Source organism: Microcoleus sp. PH2017_08_TRC_O_A, assembly GCF_020738665.1.
GTDB lineage: Bacteria > Cyanobacteriota > Cyanobacteriia > Cyanobacteriales > Microcoleaceae > Microcoleus.
Genome location: NZ_JAEQCE010000114.1, coordinates 1 through 15,417 on the forward strand (window position 1 = coordinate 1; position 15,417 = coordinate 15,417).

Annotated in this window: 18 protein-coding genes; 9 read left to right on the top strand and 9 right to left on the bottom strand. The window is 44.5% G+C overall.

Annotated features, from left to right (window positions below; genetic code table 11):
- The first annotated feature begins 562 nt into the window (after nucleotides 1-562).
- Nucleotides 563-1,228 (top strand): HEAT repeat domain-containing protein, encoded by a 666-nt coding sequence (locus JGK22_RS29180; RefSeq protein WP_293184982.1) that lies wholly within the window; start codon nucleotides 563-565, stop codon nucleotides 1,226-1,228.
- 130 nt (nucleotides 1,229-1,358) lie between these two features.
- On the opposite strand, the gene JGK22_RS29185 is transcribed toward JGK22_RS29180, so the two are convergent.
- Nucleotides 1,359-1,937, bottom strand: coding sequence for a phycobilisome protein (locus tag JGK22_RS29185; protein ID WP_293220307.1), 579 nt, complete (start codon nucleotides 1,935-1,937; stop codon nucleotides 1,359-1,361).
- 257 nt (nucleotides 1,938-2,194) lie between these two features.
- On the opposite strand from JGK22_RS29185, the gene JGK22_RS29190 reads away from it, so the two are divergent.
- Nucleotides 2,195-2,929 (top strand): 15,16-dihydrobiliverdin:ferredoxin oxidoreductase, encoded by a 735-nt coding sequence (locus JGK22_RS29190; RefSeq protein ID WP_293184986.1) that lies wholly within the window; start codon nucleotides 2,195-2,197, stop codon nucleotides 2,927-2,929.
- 7 nt (nucleotides 2,930-2,936) lie between these two features.
- Nucleotides 2,937-3,668, top strand: coding sequence for a phycoerythrobilin:ferredoxin oxidoreductase (locus tag JGK22_RS29195; RefSeq protein WP_293184987.1), 732 nt, complete (start codon nucleotides 2,937-2,939; stop codon nucleotides 3,666-3,668).
- A gap of 134 nt (nucleotides 3,669-3,802) precedes the next feature.
- Here the strand turns inward: JGK22_RS29195 and JGK22_RS29200 are convergent, their stop codons facing one another.
- Entirely contained in the window at nucleotides 3,803-4,624 is an 822-nt protein-coding gene (locus tag JGK22_RS29200) for a pentapeptide repeat-containing protein (RefSeq protein WP_293184988.1), read from the bottom strand.
- Between the two features lie 280 nt (nucleotides 4,625-4,904).
- On the opposite strand from JGK22_RS29200, the gene JGK22_RS29205 reads away from it, so the two are divergent.
- From JGK22_RS29205 to JGK22_RS29220, 4 genes are all read left to right on the top strand, one after another.
- Entirely contained in the window at nucleotides 4,905-5,513 is a 609-nt protein-coding gene (locus JGK22_RS29205; RefSeq protein ID WP_293184989.1) for a phycobiliprotein lyase, read from the top strand.
- 357 nt (nucleotides 5,514-5,870) lie between these two features.
- Nucleotides 5,871-6,149, top strand: a complete 279-nt coding sequence (locus tag JGK22_RS29210; RefSeq protein WP_293184990.1) for a hypothetical protein — start codon at nucleotides 5,871-5,873, stop codon at nucleotides 6,147-6,149.
- A 6-nt stretch (nucleotides 6,150-6,155) separates the two neighbouring features.
- Nucleotides 6,156-7,040, top strand: coding sequence for a HEAT repeat domain-containing protein (locus JGK22_RS29215; RefSeq protein ID WP_293192375.1), 885 nt, complete (start codon nucleotides 6,156-6,158; stop codon nucleotides 7,038-7,040).
- Nucleotides 7,041-7,048: 8 nt separating this feature from the next.
- A complete protein-coding gene (locus JGK22_RS29220; protein WP_293314305.1) occupies nucleotides 7,049-7,525 on the top strand; it encodes a DUF2656 domain-containing protein in 477 nt (158 codons plus the stop codon).
- Nucleotides 7,526-7,594: 69 nt separating this feature from the next.
- Here JGK22_RS29220 and JGK22_RS29225 read toward each other — a convergent pair whose 3' ends face one another.
- From JGK22_RS29225 to cpeB, 7 genes are all read right to left on the bottom strand, one after another.
- The gene (locus JGK22_RS29225; protein WP_293184993.1) at nucleotides 7,595-8,176 is read right to left on the bottom strand and encodes a hypothetical protein; all 582 of its coding nucleotides are present in this window, start codon (nucleotides 8,174-8,176) and stop codon (nucleotides 7,595-7,597) included.
- Nucleotides 8,176-9,546, bottom strand: coding sequence for an ATP-binding protein (locus JGK22_RS29230; protein ID WP_293198260.1), 1,371 nt, complete (start codon nucleotides 9,544-9,546; stop codon nucleotides 8,176-8,178). The genes JGK22_RS29225 and JGK22_RS29230 overlap by 1 nt, the downstream gene beginning before the upstream one ends.
- A gap of 51 nt (nucleotides 9,547-9,597) precedes the next feature.
- Complete coding sequence (locus JGK22_RS29235; RefSeq protein ID WP_293184996.1) at nucleotides 9,598-10,125, bottom strand: hypothetical protein; 528 nt, start codon at nucleotides 10,123-10,125, stop codon at nucleotides 9,598-9,600.
- A gap of 318 nt (nucleotides 10,126-10,443) precedes the next feature.
- Nucleotides 10,444-11,055, bottom strand: coding sequence for a HEAT repeat domain-containing protein (locus JGK22_RS29240; RefSeq protein WP_293184997.1), 612 nt, complete (start codon nucleotides 11,053-11,055; stop codon nucleotides 10,444-10,446).
- A gap of 202 nt (nucleotides 11,056-11,257) precedes the next feature.
- Nucleotides 11,258-12,544 (bottom strand): HEAT repeat domain-containing protein, encoded by a 1,287-nt coding sequence (locus JGK22_RS29245; protein WP_293184998.1) that lies wholly within the window; start codon nucleotides 12,542-12,544, stop codon nucleotides 11,258-11,260.
- A gap of 234 nt (nucleotides 12,545-12,778) precedes the next feature.
- Nucleotides 12,779-13,273, bottom strand: coding sequence for a bleomycin hydrolase (locus JGK22_RS29250; protein WP_293184999.1), 495 nt, complete (start codon nucleotides 13,271-13,273; stop codon nucleotides 12,779-12,781).
- Between the two features lie 77 nt (nucleotides 13,274-13,350).
- Nucleotides 13,351-13,905 carry a C-phycoerythrin subunit beta gene (cpeB, locus tag JGK22_RS29255; protein ID WP_293185001.1) on the bottom strand — a complete coding sequence of 185 codons (555 nt, stop codon included), beginning with the start codon at nucleotides 13,903-13,905 and terminating at the stop codon, nucleotides 13,351-13,353.
- A gap of 138 nt (nucleotides 13,906-14,043) precedes the next feature.
- Here cpeB and JGK22_RS29260 point away from each other — a divergent pair, with 138 nt between their 5' ends.
- Together JGK22_RS29260 and JGK22_RS29265 are read left to right on the top strand one after the other, a co-directional pair.
- Entirely contained in the window at nucleotides 14,044-14,217 is a 174-nt protein-coding gene (locus JGK22_RS29260) for a hypothetical protein (RefSeq protein WP_293185002.1), read from the top strand.
- A gap of 19 nt (nucleotides 14,218-14,236) precedes the next feature.
- Nucleotides 14,237-15,199, top strand: coding sequence for a GNAT family N-acetyltransferase (locus JGK22_RS29265; RefSeq protein ID WP_293185003.1), 963 nt, complete (start codon nucleotides 14,237-14,239; stop codon nucleotides 15,197-15,199).
- The last annotated feature ends 218 nt before the right edge of the window (nucleotides 15,200-15,417 follow it).

Sequence of the window (15,417 nt, forward strand, 5' to 3'; positions counted from 1 at the left end):
AAAAGCAATCCCAAATGCCTTCAGCGATGGGATACGTCGTGGGCGTAGCTCAGCCGAGGCGGGTCAATCCGCTCGAAGTGAAAGCGAAAGGGGAGGGACCGGGTGCCTCCCGTGTCATGTAATAGATGACTATACTTTTACCAGCTATTACCCCCAATAGCCGATAAAAAAATGCAGGCTTGGATACGAAGCCGTCACCTAATTTTTTCAGGTGAATTTTTGATTTTTGAAACTTTAGACTACCCAGCCGTTGAGAGATTTTAGCAATATATCACCAGTCTAGGAGGATGCTTAATTTCTGTGGAACCGCTCAAACGAGTTTGGATGGGAAATCACCGACAAGTGATGCTCTATCAAGGGAAAGGGAGTTTGCATACACCTCATCATGAACTGCGACAATATTGGTTCAAATACGGAAGTTTTCAGACGAGATTTGATGAGAGAGTTTAAAGAAACGAGGTTCACGGTCAAAAAAAGATTTCGGTGTTAAGATAATTTTGGTAAGTTGCACAAAGTGAACCCTGTTGTTTAAAGTAAGGAAAAGTCCTGCTCTGTTGCGGTTATGGATATTCACGAAATTGAAGCGTTTCTAGATAATTCTGATTTTCAATATCGACTCAAGGCGATCGCAGCTCTGAAAGATTATACACCAGAGATTGCCGTTCCTTTGCTAAAAGCTCGGCTCAACGACCCAGAATTTTTAGTCCGTACCTTTGTCAGCAGGGGATTTGGACAACAGCAAAGCGCCGAATCTTTCGCCGCCTTGCTGCAAATCATGAAACTTGATAACACTCCCAATGTGCGCGCCGAAGCGGCAAATTCCCTGTCGCTCTTCGGTAGGTGCGCTGCGTCTCATTTAGTGCTGACTTTTATTCAGGATGACCACTGGCTGGTGCGTCGCAGCATTTTGGGGGCGCTGGTAGATATGGAGTGCTACAACGAACTGTTTGAGGTGTGCGTGGAAGCTTTGGCGGGGGAAGATATGACCACCCAGGAAGCGGCTGTGGACGCGCTCGGTGCTTTAGCTGGAAGCAGTCAGGAAGCAGCGGCATTGGCTCGGTTGTTGGCGCTGGCTAGTTCTGAGTATGAAGGGATTCGCCAGCACACTGCATCTGCTTTGAAGCATTTTGATGATCCAGAAGCGAAGCAGGTGTTGAGTCAACTGCGGCAAGACTCCCATCATCGAGTGGTTGGTGCGGCTTTAGAAAATTTGCTCGATCGCAATTAAGAATATTTTATCAAGTTCTAGAGGCAGAAACCGGGTTTTTTCGGGAAATATGGCCTGAAGTGCGAGGAATGTGGGCGAACGAACCCGGTTTCTTAAATGCCTGTGGTTAATTCCTGCGATTGTTAAGCGGTCAAACTTGATTGAACTGTTTTAAGCCAGCGATTAAATTGTCAAAAGCAAGACCAGATAAATGCTGTTCCTCAGAACTAAATTGCTGTAAACTGACTATTTTTAATTGTTGTAATCCACAGAGCATCGCCGCCACGGGAACTCGCAATTCTTGATAAAGTAGTTCCATGTTTTCTAGTCCTGCTTGACTGGTAAATTCCGGGTTTTTCCCTGCTATGCTATAGGAGACGGAGCGCAAGAAATGCCAAAAATCTCGCCAACAAGCTTCGGCGCGTTCAGCAGGATAGAGGTCATTGTCTGGTTCGGTGATATTTGGAAAGTCGGCTAACACCTTTTCCCTGGCATTCGATACAAGATTAGGAGCTTGCTCTCGCAGCAATCTTGCTTGTTCTAACATTGAAGAGGTATCGGGAACCAGATTTTTGATGATTTCTAAATCTTCATCTGTGAGATATCGACTTTCATCGTCAGCCTTTTGAAAAATGGCAATTACTTCATCTGGATAGATATTTTTCCAAGTAGCAAAGCTGACAATTCTCGCTTTGGGAATTAATTGTTTTGCTCTTTCACTTAATTGCATAGCTATTAAAATTGTCCGGAGGGAATTGAGTACAATTCAAGTTATAGACTAGAATTATGAGAAAATTGATTAAGATTTGTTACATTTGAGAGAATCAAAGATGAGAGTGTGGTAAAAGTCTTCATTAGATTAAGTGCGATCGCACGTTTGGTTTCATAACGAAATATTACTTTGTTATCCATAAAAGAGACTAGGCCCAGGGCGATCGCCTATTATCCTGTGTTCAGGGAGAGATTGAAGGAGCTAAATTATAATCTATGTTTAAGCCATTTCAGCAATTTCTAGAAAAAGAACTGTTTGAGAACTTTGCACTAGAGAGCCGTCCCATTCCCTCTGGATTGGAATCTGTGGTGAGTGAAAGAGGTAAAAATCCCGCCACAATTCAAAGCTGGTGTTATCAATGCCCTGAATTGCGAAAAATTCGCTACACCTACATCGATGCTGGGGAAACGGCACAAATTTTTAACAGTGTCATTTATCCAAGCCACAATTACGATGTGCCGTTGCTAGGGATTGATTTTTTAGCGTTTGGACAAAAGAAAATCTTGGTGGTGATAGATTTTCAGCCGTTATTTCGCGATCGGGCTTACACAGACAAGTATATCGAACCGTTGACCGAAATTCGAGCTAAATACAGCTCGTTGGTACAAGACTTAGAAATGAAGTTTTATGATGCCAACCAGTATTTTTCCAAGAATTTGCTCTTTGCCAAAACCGACGCCGAAACAGTAGTGAACCAATTGTTTCCCGCCTATCAAGAATACGTCCAGTTGTACTGGAAAATGCTACAGCAAGCTACTCCCCTGACAACTCCCGAAGAAATTCAGCGGATTGTGAAAGCACAGAAAGAATACGATCAGTATAGTGCAGAAAGAGACCCCGCATCCGGGCTGTTCGGCAGCTATTTTGGTCATGAATGGTCAGAGCGCTTTTTGTACGAGTTTTTGTTTGAAGATGCTGTTCCCTTAGCGGTTCCCGCCGGGACAAAATAAATTAAAAATGACTCTCTATCAGCCTTTTTTAGATTACGCCATCCCACTGCTCAGGGAGCGACTTGACTTAGCTCCATATCCGATTCCAGCAGGTTTTGAAAAAAAAGAATGTATCACTGGGAAAGGAAAAAAAGAGCAGTTGGTTGTCACTACTAGCTATGCTTTTCAATCGCCCAAACTGCGACAAATTCGGGCGGCTCATGTTGAGGGCGGTGATGCTCTTCAGGTTTTGAATTTTGTGATTTTCCCGCAAATTAATTATGATTTGCCTTTTTTTGGGGCGGATTTGGTGACTTTACCGGGGGGACATTTGATTGCTTTGGATATGCAGCCGCTTTTTCATGATGCGGCCTATCAAAAGCAATACTCAGAGCCGATTTTACCGATTTTTAACAAGTATCAAAAAGATTTGCCCTGGGGGGGAGATTTTCCTGAAGAGGCAAAACCTTTCTTTTCTCCGGCTTTTCTGTGGACTCGTCCTAAGGAAACTGAGGCTGTGCAGACTCTTGTGTTTGACGCTTTTAAGGATTATCTACAAGCTTATCTCGATTTGGTCGATCGCGCGCAACCAGTCACCGACAGTCAGAGATTGGTCGAGATTCTTCAGGCTCAACGCAATTATATCAACTATCGTGCGGCGAAAGATCCTGCGAGGGGGATGTTTCTGCGGTTCTATGGTGAGGAGTGGACTGAGGAGTATATTCACGGTTTTCTGTTCGATTTGGAACGCAATTTATAGGAAAATTAAAATTTGTTCGTAGTGAGGACTTTAGTCCTCTGAATTTGCGGACTTAAGTCCGCACTACAAACGGTTTGTAGTGAGGACTTTAGTCCTCTGAATTTGCGGACTTAAGTCCGCACTACAAACGATATCTAATTTGCAAGACTTTGAGCTGTGTTATTCCGAGTATAAGGATTCCAAGTACCTAACTCCTTGGAATTGCGACTGCAAAGCATCGCTCTTGTTTCGGCGCTCAATCCTTGTACCAAGCTGAAATCAGCACCCGCAATACTTTGCAATTGATCTAAATTTGCTCCAGTCAAATCAGCAGCCCGTAAATCTGCGCCTTGCAATTCAGCTCCAATTAACATGGCATTTCGCAAATAAGCACCAGTCAAAAAAGCATTCTGAAGATTAGCGCCACTTAATGCCGCTCCTTCTAAATTTGCTCCCGTTAAATCCGCTCCACTGAGATAAGCACCTCGCAGATTGCAATAACTTAAATCCGCTCCTCGGAGATTGGCTGCATTCAAAAAAGCTCCGCTCAGACTAGCTTTCGGGCCAATAGCTTCGGATTTTTGGTAATTAAATCCTTCTGGCCACATAGTCTTGCTATCATATAAAGCTAATTTAAATTTAGCTGATTCTAGCTTGGAATCAACTAGATTGCAACCTTGTAAATCAGCTCGAAAAAAATAACTTTCTTGTAAATTTGCTCCACTCAAATTGGCGTCTCGGAGATTGGCGCGCCGCAAATCTACTCCCTGGAGATTTGCACCTTGGAAATTGGTTTTGCTGAGGCCCGCGCCAATCAAGTTTGCTCCGCTCAAATCAATCCCGGATAAATCCATTTGGCTGAGGTTGATTCCCTGGAGGTTGGTTTGAGCTAGGCTTTTGCTTTCCTCGATAGCTTGTAAGACTTCTGTGAGAGTCAGGGGTTCAGAGAGGAAAAATGAGTGTTGACGAAGTGCCATTATATTTTTGAAGATTTATTGATGGAATTGCTCAAAGTTGTCCGGTGTCATTTATCCTAGAATTTGATTGTTGTGCGATCGCCAGAAAGTTAATTTTCTTAACCAAAATTCGATCGGATTCTCCTCCCATCCCCTTCACAAGGGGAAGGAATGATATAGAGGACACGGCAGTGCCGTCTCCCTACCCAAAATAATATTGTAGGGACACTCCAAAAGCCGTCTCCTAATTTCGGCAATAATTCCGATGCTACTTGATTCCTCTCGCTAAGTTGACATAGAAATGCTGCTAACACCACCGATGACTATGATGGATTTCTTTCGCAAGAGTGAGGGCGTTTGGTTCACTCAGCGAACAGTCCACAATTTTGATACTGCTGCTGCTGATGAGTCGGGAGAATCCAATGTCATGATTGATGTCTTATCAATTGATGATCCCAGAGTTTTAGAGGTTTGTCAACAGCAAAATGTAGATCCTGCTTTGGTTAGTGGGGGATGCAGTTTTATGTGGCAAGATAATTTGGATGATGCCATCCCGAACCAAAATTATGCTGCAATACTTATCGATGTACCCAATCCCAATAACCCGAAAATGGGTAAGTTTCTCAGAAATAGAGGCTACGTTGAAGGTATTCCGGTAATTGGTATTTACCATTTTGCTGATGATGGGGTATTGACTATTGAGACGGAATATGAGACAAATCAAGGACAGGAACGCTGTTGGTTTATTAACGATCATTTTCGAGTGCGGGTGATGACGGTTCAAATGAGCAATGGGGTTAAACAAATGGCATACTGTTCTGAGCGTCGTTGTATTTCTCCGTCTGTTTTAGAAGAGTTGTTGGAACACAATCGCTTGAGAGTTTCTGAGGCTGCTGCGGTGTCGCGTTAAAGTCTCTGGAAAAAATGCTTTTTGATTGGTCAAATTCAACTATTGTCAATATTTTTTTAGGGCGGGCAGGATGCCCACCCCACAAGCAACTGGGCGGGCAGGATGCCCACCCCACAATAAAATTAATTGGTTGTGGAACTGGCATCTTGCCAGTTCGATGCCCACCCCACAAGCCACTGGGCGGGCAGGATGCCCACCCCACAAGCAACTAACTGGGCGGGCAAGATGCCCGCCCCACAATAAAATTAATTGGTTGTGGAACTGGCATCTTGCCAGTTCCTAAGAATCCTGTATGATGTGAGTTTAACTGAACTCGATCGCCTAACTGTTTTCAACTGTTATTAAACTCTCAAAACTATGTCTGAAAACGAAGAATTGACAACATCGGCTCGTGATGAATCTGCCGCAGATTTAACAGAAGATTCAACACAGATAGAGGCTGAAGAATTGGTGGAAGTCATTGCCGAATTTGAGCGGTATCGGGAACGTTTGGTGAATGAAACGATGGCGGCGGCACAAAAGGCTAAGCTACCACAGAAAGCAGCTATGGCTAAAATTGAGCCGGAACTTGCTAAAATTGATGCTGGACTAGACAGTCTCCGCACTCAATTGGCGGCGATAACTACTAATAATTAGGTGGCAATGATGGTCAATTCTAATGCTCAATCCCAAGATGCTGCAATTGTGTTAGCTCATGCCGAAACAGATGCTTTGCTTCAACAAGTTACTGAACAAATAGATTTAGATACTTTTGATGTTAATGATGCTGAGCTTTTGAGGAGTCTGGTTGAATCTTTGGGTGATACGCGGGGGATGACTCGACTGCGTTGTGCGGAAACTCTGGCGGAAATTGGTGAAGCGGCGACTCCTTTTTTGTTGGATGCTTTGGGAAATCATGTTAATCCGGTTGTGCGGCGTGCTGCGGGTAAAACTCTGACTTTGATTGGCGATCCGACTGCTGTTCCTAATTTAATTCATGCTTTGTTAAATGATGAGGATACGGTGGTTAAGGGTTCGTCGATTGGGGCGCTGGCGAGGATTGGTGAACCTTCTGTGCAGGCTTTGTTGGATATTTTAGCATCTACCGATTTGCCGGAAAGTACGATCGGTCATGCGGCTTGGGCGTTGGCGTTTATTGGGGCGGGTGCGAAGGAGTATTTGTATCGGGCAATAGCGTCTGATTCGCCTGTGGTGCGCGGGGCGGTGGTTGGGGCGATCGCCAAAGTCGCCCAGGAAGAGCCGAAAGCAGACTTATTTGAGATTTTGGTGAAGTCTCTAACGGATGTTGATGTTGACGTGCGTTGCGAGGCGGCGGCTGCTTTGGGAAATCTCGCCTATAAGCCTGCAATCCCCAACCTGATTGAGTTGCTGCATCATGGCGATGGCGAAAGTCGCAGGGCGGCGGCCTTGTCTTTGATGAAAGTGGGCGATCGAAGTGCGATCGAGCCGCTACAAGCTGCATTAGCCAAGGAATCAGAGGCGGCTGTGCAAGGAGTAATTAAGTTAGCAATTTCTCAAATTAAGTAACTAAAAATATGACAGAATCTGGAACAGGGCGGATGTTGCTTTCCCACAATTTTGATATGCAAGAGGGTATCTTTCCAACCTTAAGTAGAGAAGATTTGACTCTGGTATTTGCTGAGGGTTTAAGTCAATATCCTGGGATTAAGTGCCGTCAATTAAATCATGCTCATTGGATGGTAGAAGTTTTATTTTCTACTCATGATTTTGCGCCACCTCAAGTTGGGGAGTTTTGCGCTGAATCTTTGGTAAATAAGCGGATGAGTCAAGGAAAAGTTGATGATTCTTTTCCTGATGTTTTGATTTTAGCGGGATTGAAAAAGACTCCGCCATTGAGTAGCGATGTTGAGGCGCTGCAAACGGGAGAATGGGGGGTTGATGTGGTGGAAACTGCGTCTGCTGAGAGTTTTTTGATGGCGATGGGCTGGGAGGAAAAAACATCTGGGAAAAGTATTGAGGATGTTTTTAAGGTTGAAAGGAGGAAGGGGTAAAAGGTAAAAAGCTGTTTGGAAGGTCATAGATAAGTCCTGAAGCGCTGATTTTGACGTTCACAAAACTATCTATCTCCCGTAGATCAAATGATTGAACTGAAGTTTATTGGGTCTACTAATTTTCAGCATCCTATCAGGACGGTCATGAGTCTCATTTAAACGGTCATGAGTCTCAGTTAAGCGGTTAATGCGTGTTTTCCCTTTGGAAATGCTAATATGACCGATACTGACAAAACGATATTCATAAGCATCAAGAAAGTTCTGTTGATTCCAAAATGCTTTTCCGATTTCCTGACAATAGTCAACAAAGCATTTTGCGCCCGTTAGTTGCTGGATAATTTTTGAATTCTGGTCTTTATTTTTCTTCATCTCAATGCAAAAGATGATTTTTTCTGTGGGAGTATCAGCAACGATCACAAAATCAGCACGTTTGCACTGACCTTTTGAGCTGGTAAAAATCTTGTTTGGTGCTGGGAAAGCATCGGCTTTAATGACAATAACTTGAGCATCATCAGGCATTCCATCAATCGTGACAGAATAGTCAGCAGGCGGAGGCTCTTTGAGTATAACTTGCTTTTTACCTTTGTGTTCTTCCAATGGTACTGTAGCACTTTCCTTAATCATCTCTTTGAGGATAGCAATATCAGACATTAATCCTGACCCCAAACAATCGATTCCTGAATCCTGTTCATCGTTTCAATAGTTGTATCAAAACTGCGGGCTTCAATACCCATTTCTGGGTCAATATCGGCTGGTGTCAGCGTTTGACATTTATTTGTTTTTGTACTCCCTGCCTCTTCCGCAATATAAACTTTGATTTTGTTAGACGAAATTAGTTCTACTTCCCGATAACCTTCTTCTTCAGCAACTCGCTTCAGATGAGGTTTGTCATGGTTAAGCATAATCAACGTATTCAGTTCTTTAATAATGTAATCGCTGTGGGTGGTAATAAAAACCTTAATACCCAGATTTACCAAGCGGGCAAATAGCCGTGCGACGCGGCGCTGGTTTTCAGGATGTAGATTTAATTCTGGTTCATCTATCATCAGTAAATCACCAATCTGAGCCTCATGTTTTAGGTAAAAACCGATGTCTAATAGAGAACGCACAGCACTAGAACTTTCATCCATAGAAAGCTTGAGCCTTTTACCATTCGGCTCATAATAAAGTTCATCATTACGAGTAACAGTGTATTGGCCACCGATTATGTCAGCAAAATCTGCCAGTATATCAGGATGTTCCTCAGCAATAAAACTGCTTTTTTTAACAATGGTTTCCAGTTCCCTCGTAAAGTCAACGTTTGTCTTGATTGGCAAAGCGTAGTCCTGATAAGCTTTAAATAAAAGCTGCATTGGATTGATATTATTGTTGCTTTTACCCATTTGTTCAAGCAATCTATTACGGGCAAAATTCAACTCTTTGCGAAAAATAGCTGCACCAGTTCGCTCTGCACTAGCGATAAAAGGACGAGGAATAATTTCGTCAAAAATAATATGTTTCAGTGCATCGGCAATGGTTTGTTTAATTATTTCATTGGGAATTTTTGCCTTTTCTTTTTCAACGAGCAAGGTGACAACTAATTCTCTACTATCTTCTCTTTTGGTCATCGAGAATAATTCGACATTTGCAGATCCTAGTGTTGACTGAAATTGGCTTGCCAAGGTAATATTTTTGATGTCTAGGTTTACCTGAAACTCTGTTTTTTTAAATCTTTTAGCCTGTGCTGCAAAAATCTGAGGCAATTGCTGTGTATAAACTTGACAAGCTTTAAAAACAATTTGCTCTGCCTGTTTGACATATTCTTGTATGTCTAGATGAATTACGCCGTCAGCAAGGAGTTGTTGGATATTATCGTCGTTGATTTCGATCGCCAAAATCTGCCGCCAAGTAAACAAAAAGCCAAACAGTGCATAGGTAGCGTAGGTCTTTCCGGTATTGTTGCCGCCACAAATAATTGTCAACTCGCCAAGGGTGAATTCGGCTTGTTTTAGGGCACCAAGATTTTTGACTTTAATTTTCATTGGTGTTTTCCTTAGATTGCAATGTGCCTCAGTAATATCGCACAAACCAGTCTAAACAGCCAGCGCCTTGATACTTTCTTGGGTATCAAGAGGGATCTTTTGCCAACTCGTGGCAATGTTAATATTCATATTGGTTTGAGCGATATCTAACAGCGTATCATCAATTGAGTGCATTCGATTTTCGCGCAACCAAATTAAAATTTCCGCTAAATGCCAAATAGAATGTGTACCTTCATAAACAGGAATCGGAAATCTTGATTTGCTTTCGATCGAGAGATTTCTCATTTGCAGTTGAGTATAACCCAGAATTTTAGCTGCATCCGTCAAGCCAACTAAATCTGGTGCTGCTTCAATTAGAGTAACACTTGGAACAGCTTTTTTGATATCATTAATCGCACTAGAAATAGCTTCATAAGCCGACGATCCCTCGCGGATAAAATTTAGTGCTACATATTCTTTATTTCCAACTCCAATTAAGGCATCGTCACAGCCACTTGCATACAGTCTCTCAATAAAATTATCAGGATCGGCTGGGGAATTGTTCAGATTAAACTTCAAAGTAAAATCATACTCGTTCATTTTTTATTCCTCCTCCGAGGAAGACTCATTCACATCGTTATGCTTTGTGCAATTATCCACTACTCGGCGAATTTGTTTTCCATGATTCCCTGAGTTTTTTGGGGTACTCCAAATACTGGATATACAAAAAATCCCGCTTCTACACTCTTTATCGTTGTAGGGACAATAAATTTTCCCCCAAGCATGAGAACCACCAACATCAACGCGCCATCCATTTTTTTCAGCGTATCTCAACGCATCCTCAACTTCTGGCTTTGGGTGAGTTTTTCTGACCATTACAATTTTTGCTTACATATCGTTCAACACGCAACCATCAACCTATTCTGCGCGCTTATAATTCATCACCAAATCCAATCGCGATAAAGAACTTGTCGCTGATTCCCGCACATAGGAATCCACGGTTTCATCATTCGCAAATGTGGTGAGAACTTCTACACAACGTCGATCGCCCACAGAGGCCAACGCACTCACAATCGCCACCTGTACCGCTACATTATCCGTTGTATTCAGCGATTCCACCAAAATCTCAAAGGCAGAGGAGCCCATCTGTCCCAAGGCCATCACCGCTGCAATATGCACCACAGGATTAGCATCATCGATCGCCTTTTTCAATCCCTGCAAGCCCACTTCTGGGAAAGGCAACTCTGGATAATTAATCGCAACTTGCGCCAATACCTTCGCCGCACTCCCTCGCACAGTCACATTCTCACTGTTTAACATGGCGTCAACCACCGGTGATATGGCATCCTCACCGATCGCACCTAACACCTTCACTGCCGCCCGACGATAGGTGACATCTTCGTCGTCTAAAATGGCCACCAGTCGAGGAATTGTATTTTCATCGCGGGAATCGGCAATTTCAAACATCGCCCGATCGCGCATATGAGGATTCGGGTGTTTTAGTTTTTCAAACAAAGCATCTGTTGTCATAATTTTTGGGGTTTTAGGTTTTCTAATTTAAGCTGAATTAACAATCCTGGACGCATAAATATCTAAGAAACCGGGTTTTTACCAGTATTAAAAGCTGGGATGCAGTATTTTGGTAAAAAAACCCGGTTTCTGCCTCCCGTCTCAGGTAGGGACACGGCACTGCCGTGTCCGGCTGTAGGGACACGGCACTGCCGTGTCCCTACTATATTTCAGATGTTAAAGAAGTATGAGCATCTATTTTAGCTTGAACTAACCAATCTTGGTCAGCCGCAGCAACTTCATAACCACTAACATCACCAAGTTTTTCTAGTGCCATTAATGCAGCATACTTCAAATCCCAGATTTTAGTTTCCAGACAGGTTTTCAATTCTGGAATGGCACGCTTTTCTCCGAGTTCCCCTAGGGCGATCGCAGCCGCCGCACGGGATTTCTGAAACTGGGGTTGGGGGTTATTCAAAGCTTCCAATAACAAATCGTAGGCGGGAGAGTGTTTGAGCCAACCAAACAATTTTACTACATGAAAATGCGCTCCATAGTCATTGTTTGCTTCTTCGGCAAAGGTGGCAAAAAGTGCAGATGGTGCCTCCTCTGAATAATGTTCTAAAATTGTTTTAGTTGCTAAATAGCAACGACCAAAATCTGTTTCGTATAATTGGTTAATCAGAAACGGTAATTCTGGTAATTCTTCATAGCTGTGGACTAAATCCAAATCCCCTGGTTTATCCCGTAAGGTTTGTTCTAAATAGGGTTGAATGGTGTCAAAGGTAAGGGATTTGTCGGCGATTCCGGCTGCTGCTAGCATCCGAATTCCCCTGAGGCGAAAGACTAAAGATACGGGACATTTGGCAATGTTGGGAATGGCCTCGTAGTGGTGGGCGTCAATCAAATCTTGAATTGATAGTCTGCGCCCTAGGACATTTTTGTGTTGCAGCATGGCGACAACTTGTCCCATTTTAGAAAAGTCTCTGGTTAGGCGGCAAATTGCGGCGATCGCAGCACTAGCAGTCGGTGGATCGAGATCGTCAACAAATTTGCGAATTCTGGTCTCGGCTGGTTGATAATCTAATTTAGTCAGGGTGTGGATGATTACTCGGTAGGTTTGTCCTGGTTTATCGAGCAATTGAGCAACTTCTTCTAACATATCGGCGTCTTGAGTGCCAATTTCGCCGATCGCCCAAACCGCATTTTCCACGGTGTAGCAGTCATCATCGCTCAGACAGGTGCGAATCACCGGCAATGCTTGGACAGCTTGCAGTCTTCCCAAGGTTTCCACCGACTTGCGGCGCACAATCCGGTTTTCTAGCACCGGATCGGTTTGCTGTACTGCTCGGATCAGTGCTGCGATCGATCGATCTGTGGGAAAGTTTATCAGATGGGAAGCGGCTATGTAGCGAGAATCTTCTTCGCCGATTTGGTCTTGTGGCGTATCTAAAAGGGCGATCGCCTGGTCTTCTGTTAAATTAAAAAAACTAAAAAAGCGTTTATCCATAGAGTGGGGAGGGGGAGAATGGGAGAAGAGGAGAGTGGGCTACCGATGCCCGATGCCCGATGCCCGATGCCCGATGCCCGATAGAAATTAGCATATGCCTATTAAAACACAATAACAAGCCCAGGAATTCTTTACCCTTACTTTACCCAAATCGGTAGAGCAACGAGCCAAGATTTCCTAGACTTGTCGGGGTAAAAATTACCCAGTCACGACATTACAAACCTGTCTAATTAATTAGGACAGGGAGTTGATGGCGTAGTCAAGAAGAGCGTTGTACTCAGTCAAAGCTTGAGCAGACATATCGCGAGGAGTGCAACCACGGTTACGAGCAAAGCTTAATGCTTCAACGTAAGGAGCAGTAGGCAAGCTCAAAGCGCGATAGACTTCGCGTTGACCAGCAATACCCCATTCATCAAGAGGGCCTGTGCCGCCAACTACCAAGCAGTATTGAACCAAGCGCAGGTAGTGCTTGATGTCGCGGTGGCATTTTGCTTTGAAAGTATCGGTGGAGTTAGCTTGACCGGATTCGTTCAAGTAAGGATACTTTTTGATGCAAGCATCATAAGCTTCTTTAGCAACTGCATCCAGGTTGGCGCCCAATTTTTCAGCAGCTTCTAAACGAGCAGCAGAGCGTTGGATAGAACCTTGAACTGATTCTAGATCAGAGGTGCTAGGAAAGCGACCTGCTGCATCAGCAGAGGCGATAGCGGTGGTGAGAACTGATTTCATTTCCTTAAATCTCCTAAAGTGATTTTGACAGTGAGCGTAGTTTCAATTTTGCTGAGCGGATTGCGATTAGCAATTGACTAGCTCAGTGCAGAAATGATACGGTCGAAGTAGCTGGAAGATTCGGCAACGAGGCTGGCGCAACGATCTTCAACTACGATAGATCCCATTTTCCGCAACTTAGCACCAGCAAATTTTTCGCTGGGGTTGTCTTGGATGTGAGCAGCGGCTTGAGCCTTCATGATTTGAACTGCACGCACGGTGGAGGTGGTGGGTACGCCCAAAGCTGCGTAGGTTTCTTTCAAACCATTCAAGCAACGGTCGTCAAGAACGGAAGCATCACCAGCCAACAAGGCGTAGGTGACATAGCGCAAGATGATTTCTGCATCGCGCAAGCAAGCAGCCATGCGACGGTTAGGGTAGCAGTTACCACCGGCTTGGATCAAGCCTTGGTTTTCGCAGATCATACCGGCAACAGCGTCGGAAACCATGCAGCTAGCGTTGCTGGCGATCGCGTTTACAGCATCCAAGCGTCGGTTGCCGCTGGCAACGAAAGCTCTCAGGGCAGCAATATCACCAACGGTGGAGGTGCTGGCATCGGCTGAAACTACAGCTCTTGAAAAAGCGTCAAGCATTGAGTTCTCCTTAACTTAGACGAAAAATTATTTCTTATCTCAGTTGGTCAACTTGGTGACGAACTTGATGGTCTTGAATATATCTAAGGAATGAGACAGAGGTCTCATTCCTGAGAAACAAAGTAACAATTTGTTACTTTGGTCGCGAAAAGCACATTTTTTCGTTTAACAAACATCTTAGTACCACGATCGGCGGATTCTGAACAGAAATGTCGATCGCCCGATCGCCCGATCGACTCACCAGTTAGGGAAGCCCTGGAAGACGATCGCACTTCGATCGATCGCCCAAGCTATTTTAAAATTGATCGATAACCGAAAATGGTGATTAGCTATGATGGCAAATCTCTCGGCGCGCTGCTATGCGGGCGAAAGCGATTTAACTGCGATCGCCGATTTAATCAATACTTGCGAAGAAGTCGATCGGCTCGATCAAGGCACTTCCATCTCGGAATTACAACAAGAATTTAACCAACCGTCCCGAGATTTAGCGCGCGATATCTGTCTTTGGGAAGATGCAGGCGGCAAATTAATCGGTTTTGCCGAGTTGTGGATTTCTGAACCTGGGACAGTCATCGATGGTTGGCTGTCGTTTTCAGTCCGCCCCGAGGCGCGCTGCGGAGATGTGGAAGCGGCGGCAGTGGCTTGGGGCGAAAGGCGGATGCGCGAGGTAGCATCATTGCGGGGCGCGCAGGTGAAGCTGCGATCGGGGGTTAGGACACAGGATGCCGATCGCATTTCTGTGCTCACAAATTGCGGTTTTAGGGTCGATCGCTATTTTTGTCGCATGGCGCGATCGCTCACGGAACCGATCGCCCAAGCCCAATTCCCAGAAGGTTTTGCGCTGCGTCTATTCCCCGGCGAACAGGATTCGGAAGCTTGGGTAGAAATGTTCAACCAGTCGTTTATCGATCACTGGAATCACCACGATTTAACAGTCGAGAAATTCAAATACGATTTAGCAAAACCCAGTTACAGAAAGGATTTAGACTTGATTGCAGTTGCTGCTGACGGGACTTTTGCAGCTTTCTGTTATTGCGAAATTAATGTCGAGGAGTGCGATCGTACTGGACGAAATGAAGGCTGGATTGCCGTTCTCGGTACGCGGCGCGGTTTCCGCAAACTTGGATTGGGACGGGCGATGTTGCTGGCTGGTTTGCAGCGACTAAAAGCTGCCGGTGTCGAGACTGCGATTCTCGGCGTGGATACTGCAAATCCTTCCGGTGCATTGCGACTTTACGAGTCTGCGGGCTTCCACAATATTCGGGACAGCATTTCTTATATTAAGGATGTTTGAGCAGTTGGGCGATCGGGATTTACGCGCAGGATTCAAGAAACCCGGTTTCTCTGTGTATGCCTTGTCACCAAACAGTATTTCTCGTAGAAACCGGGTTTCTGGGCCCGGGTGCAAAGTTCGCGATCGCTACGCCTCTAATCGCCAATTAATTGGACAAACGTGGACTCAGCATACAAAAGAAAACCTTGGCACCTCAAAAGTGGTCATTCTTTTTGGCA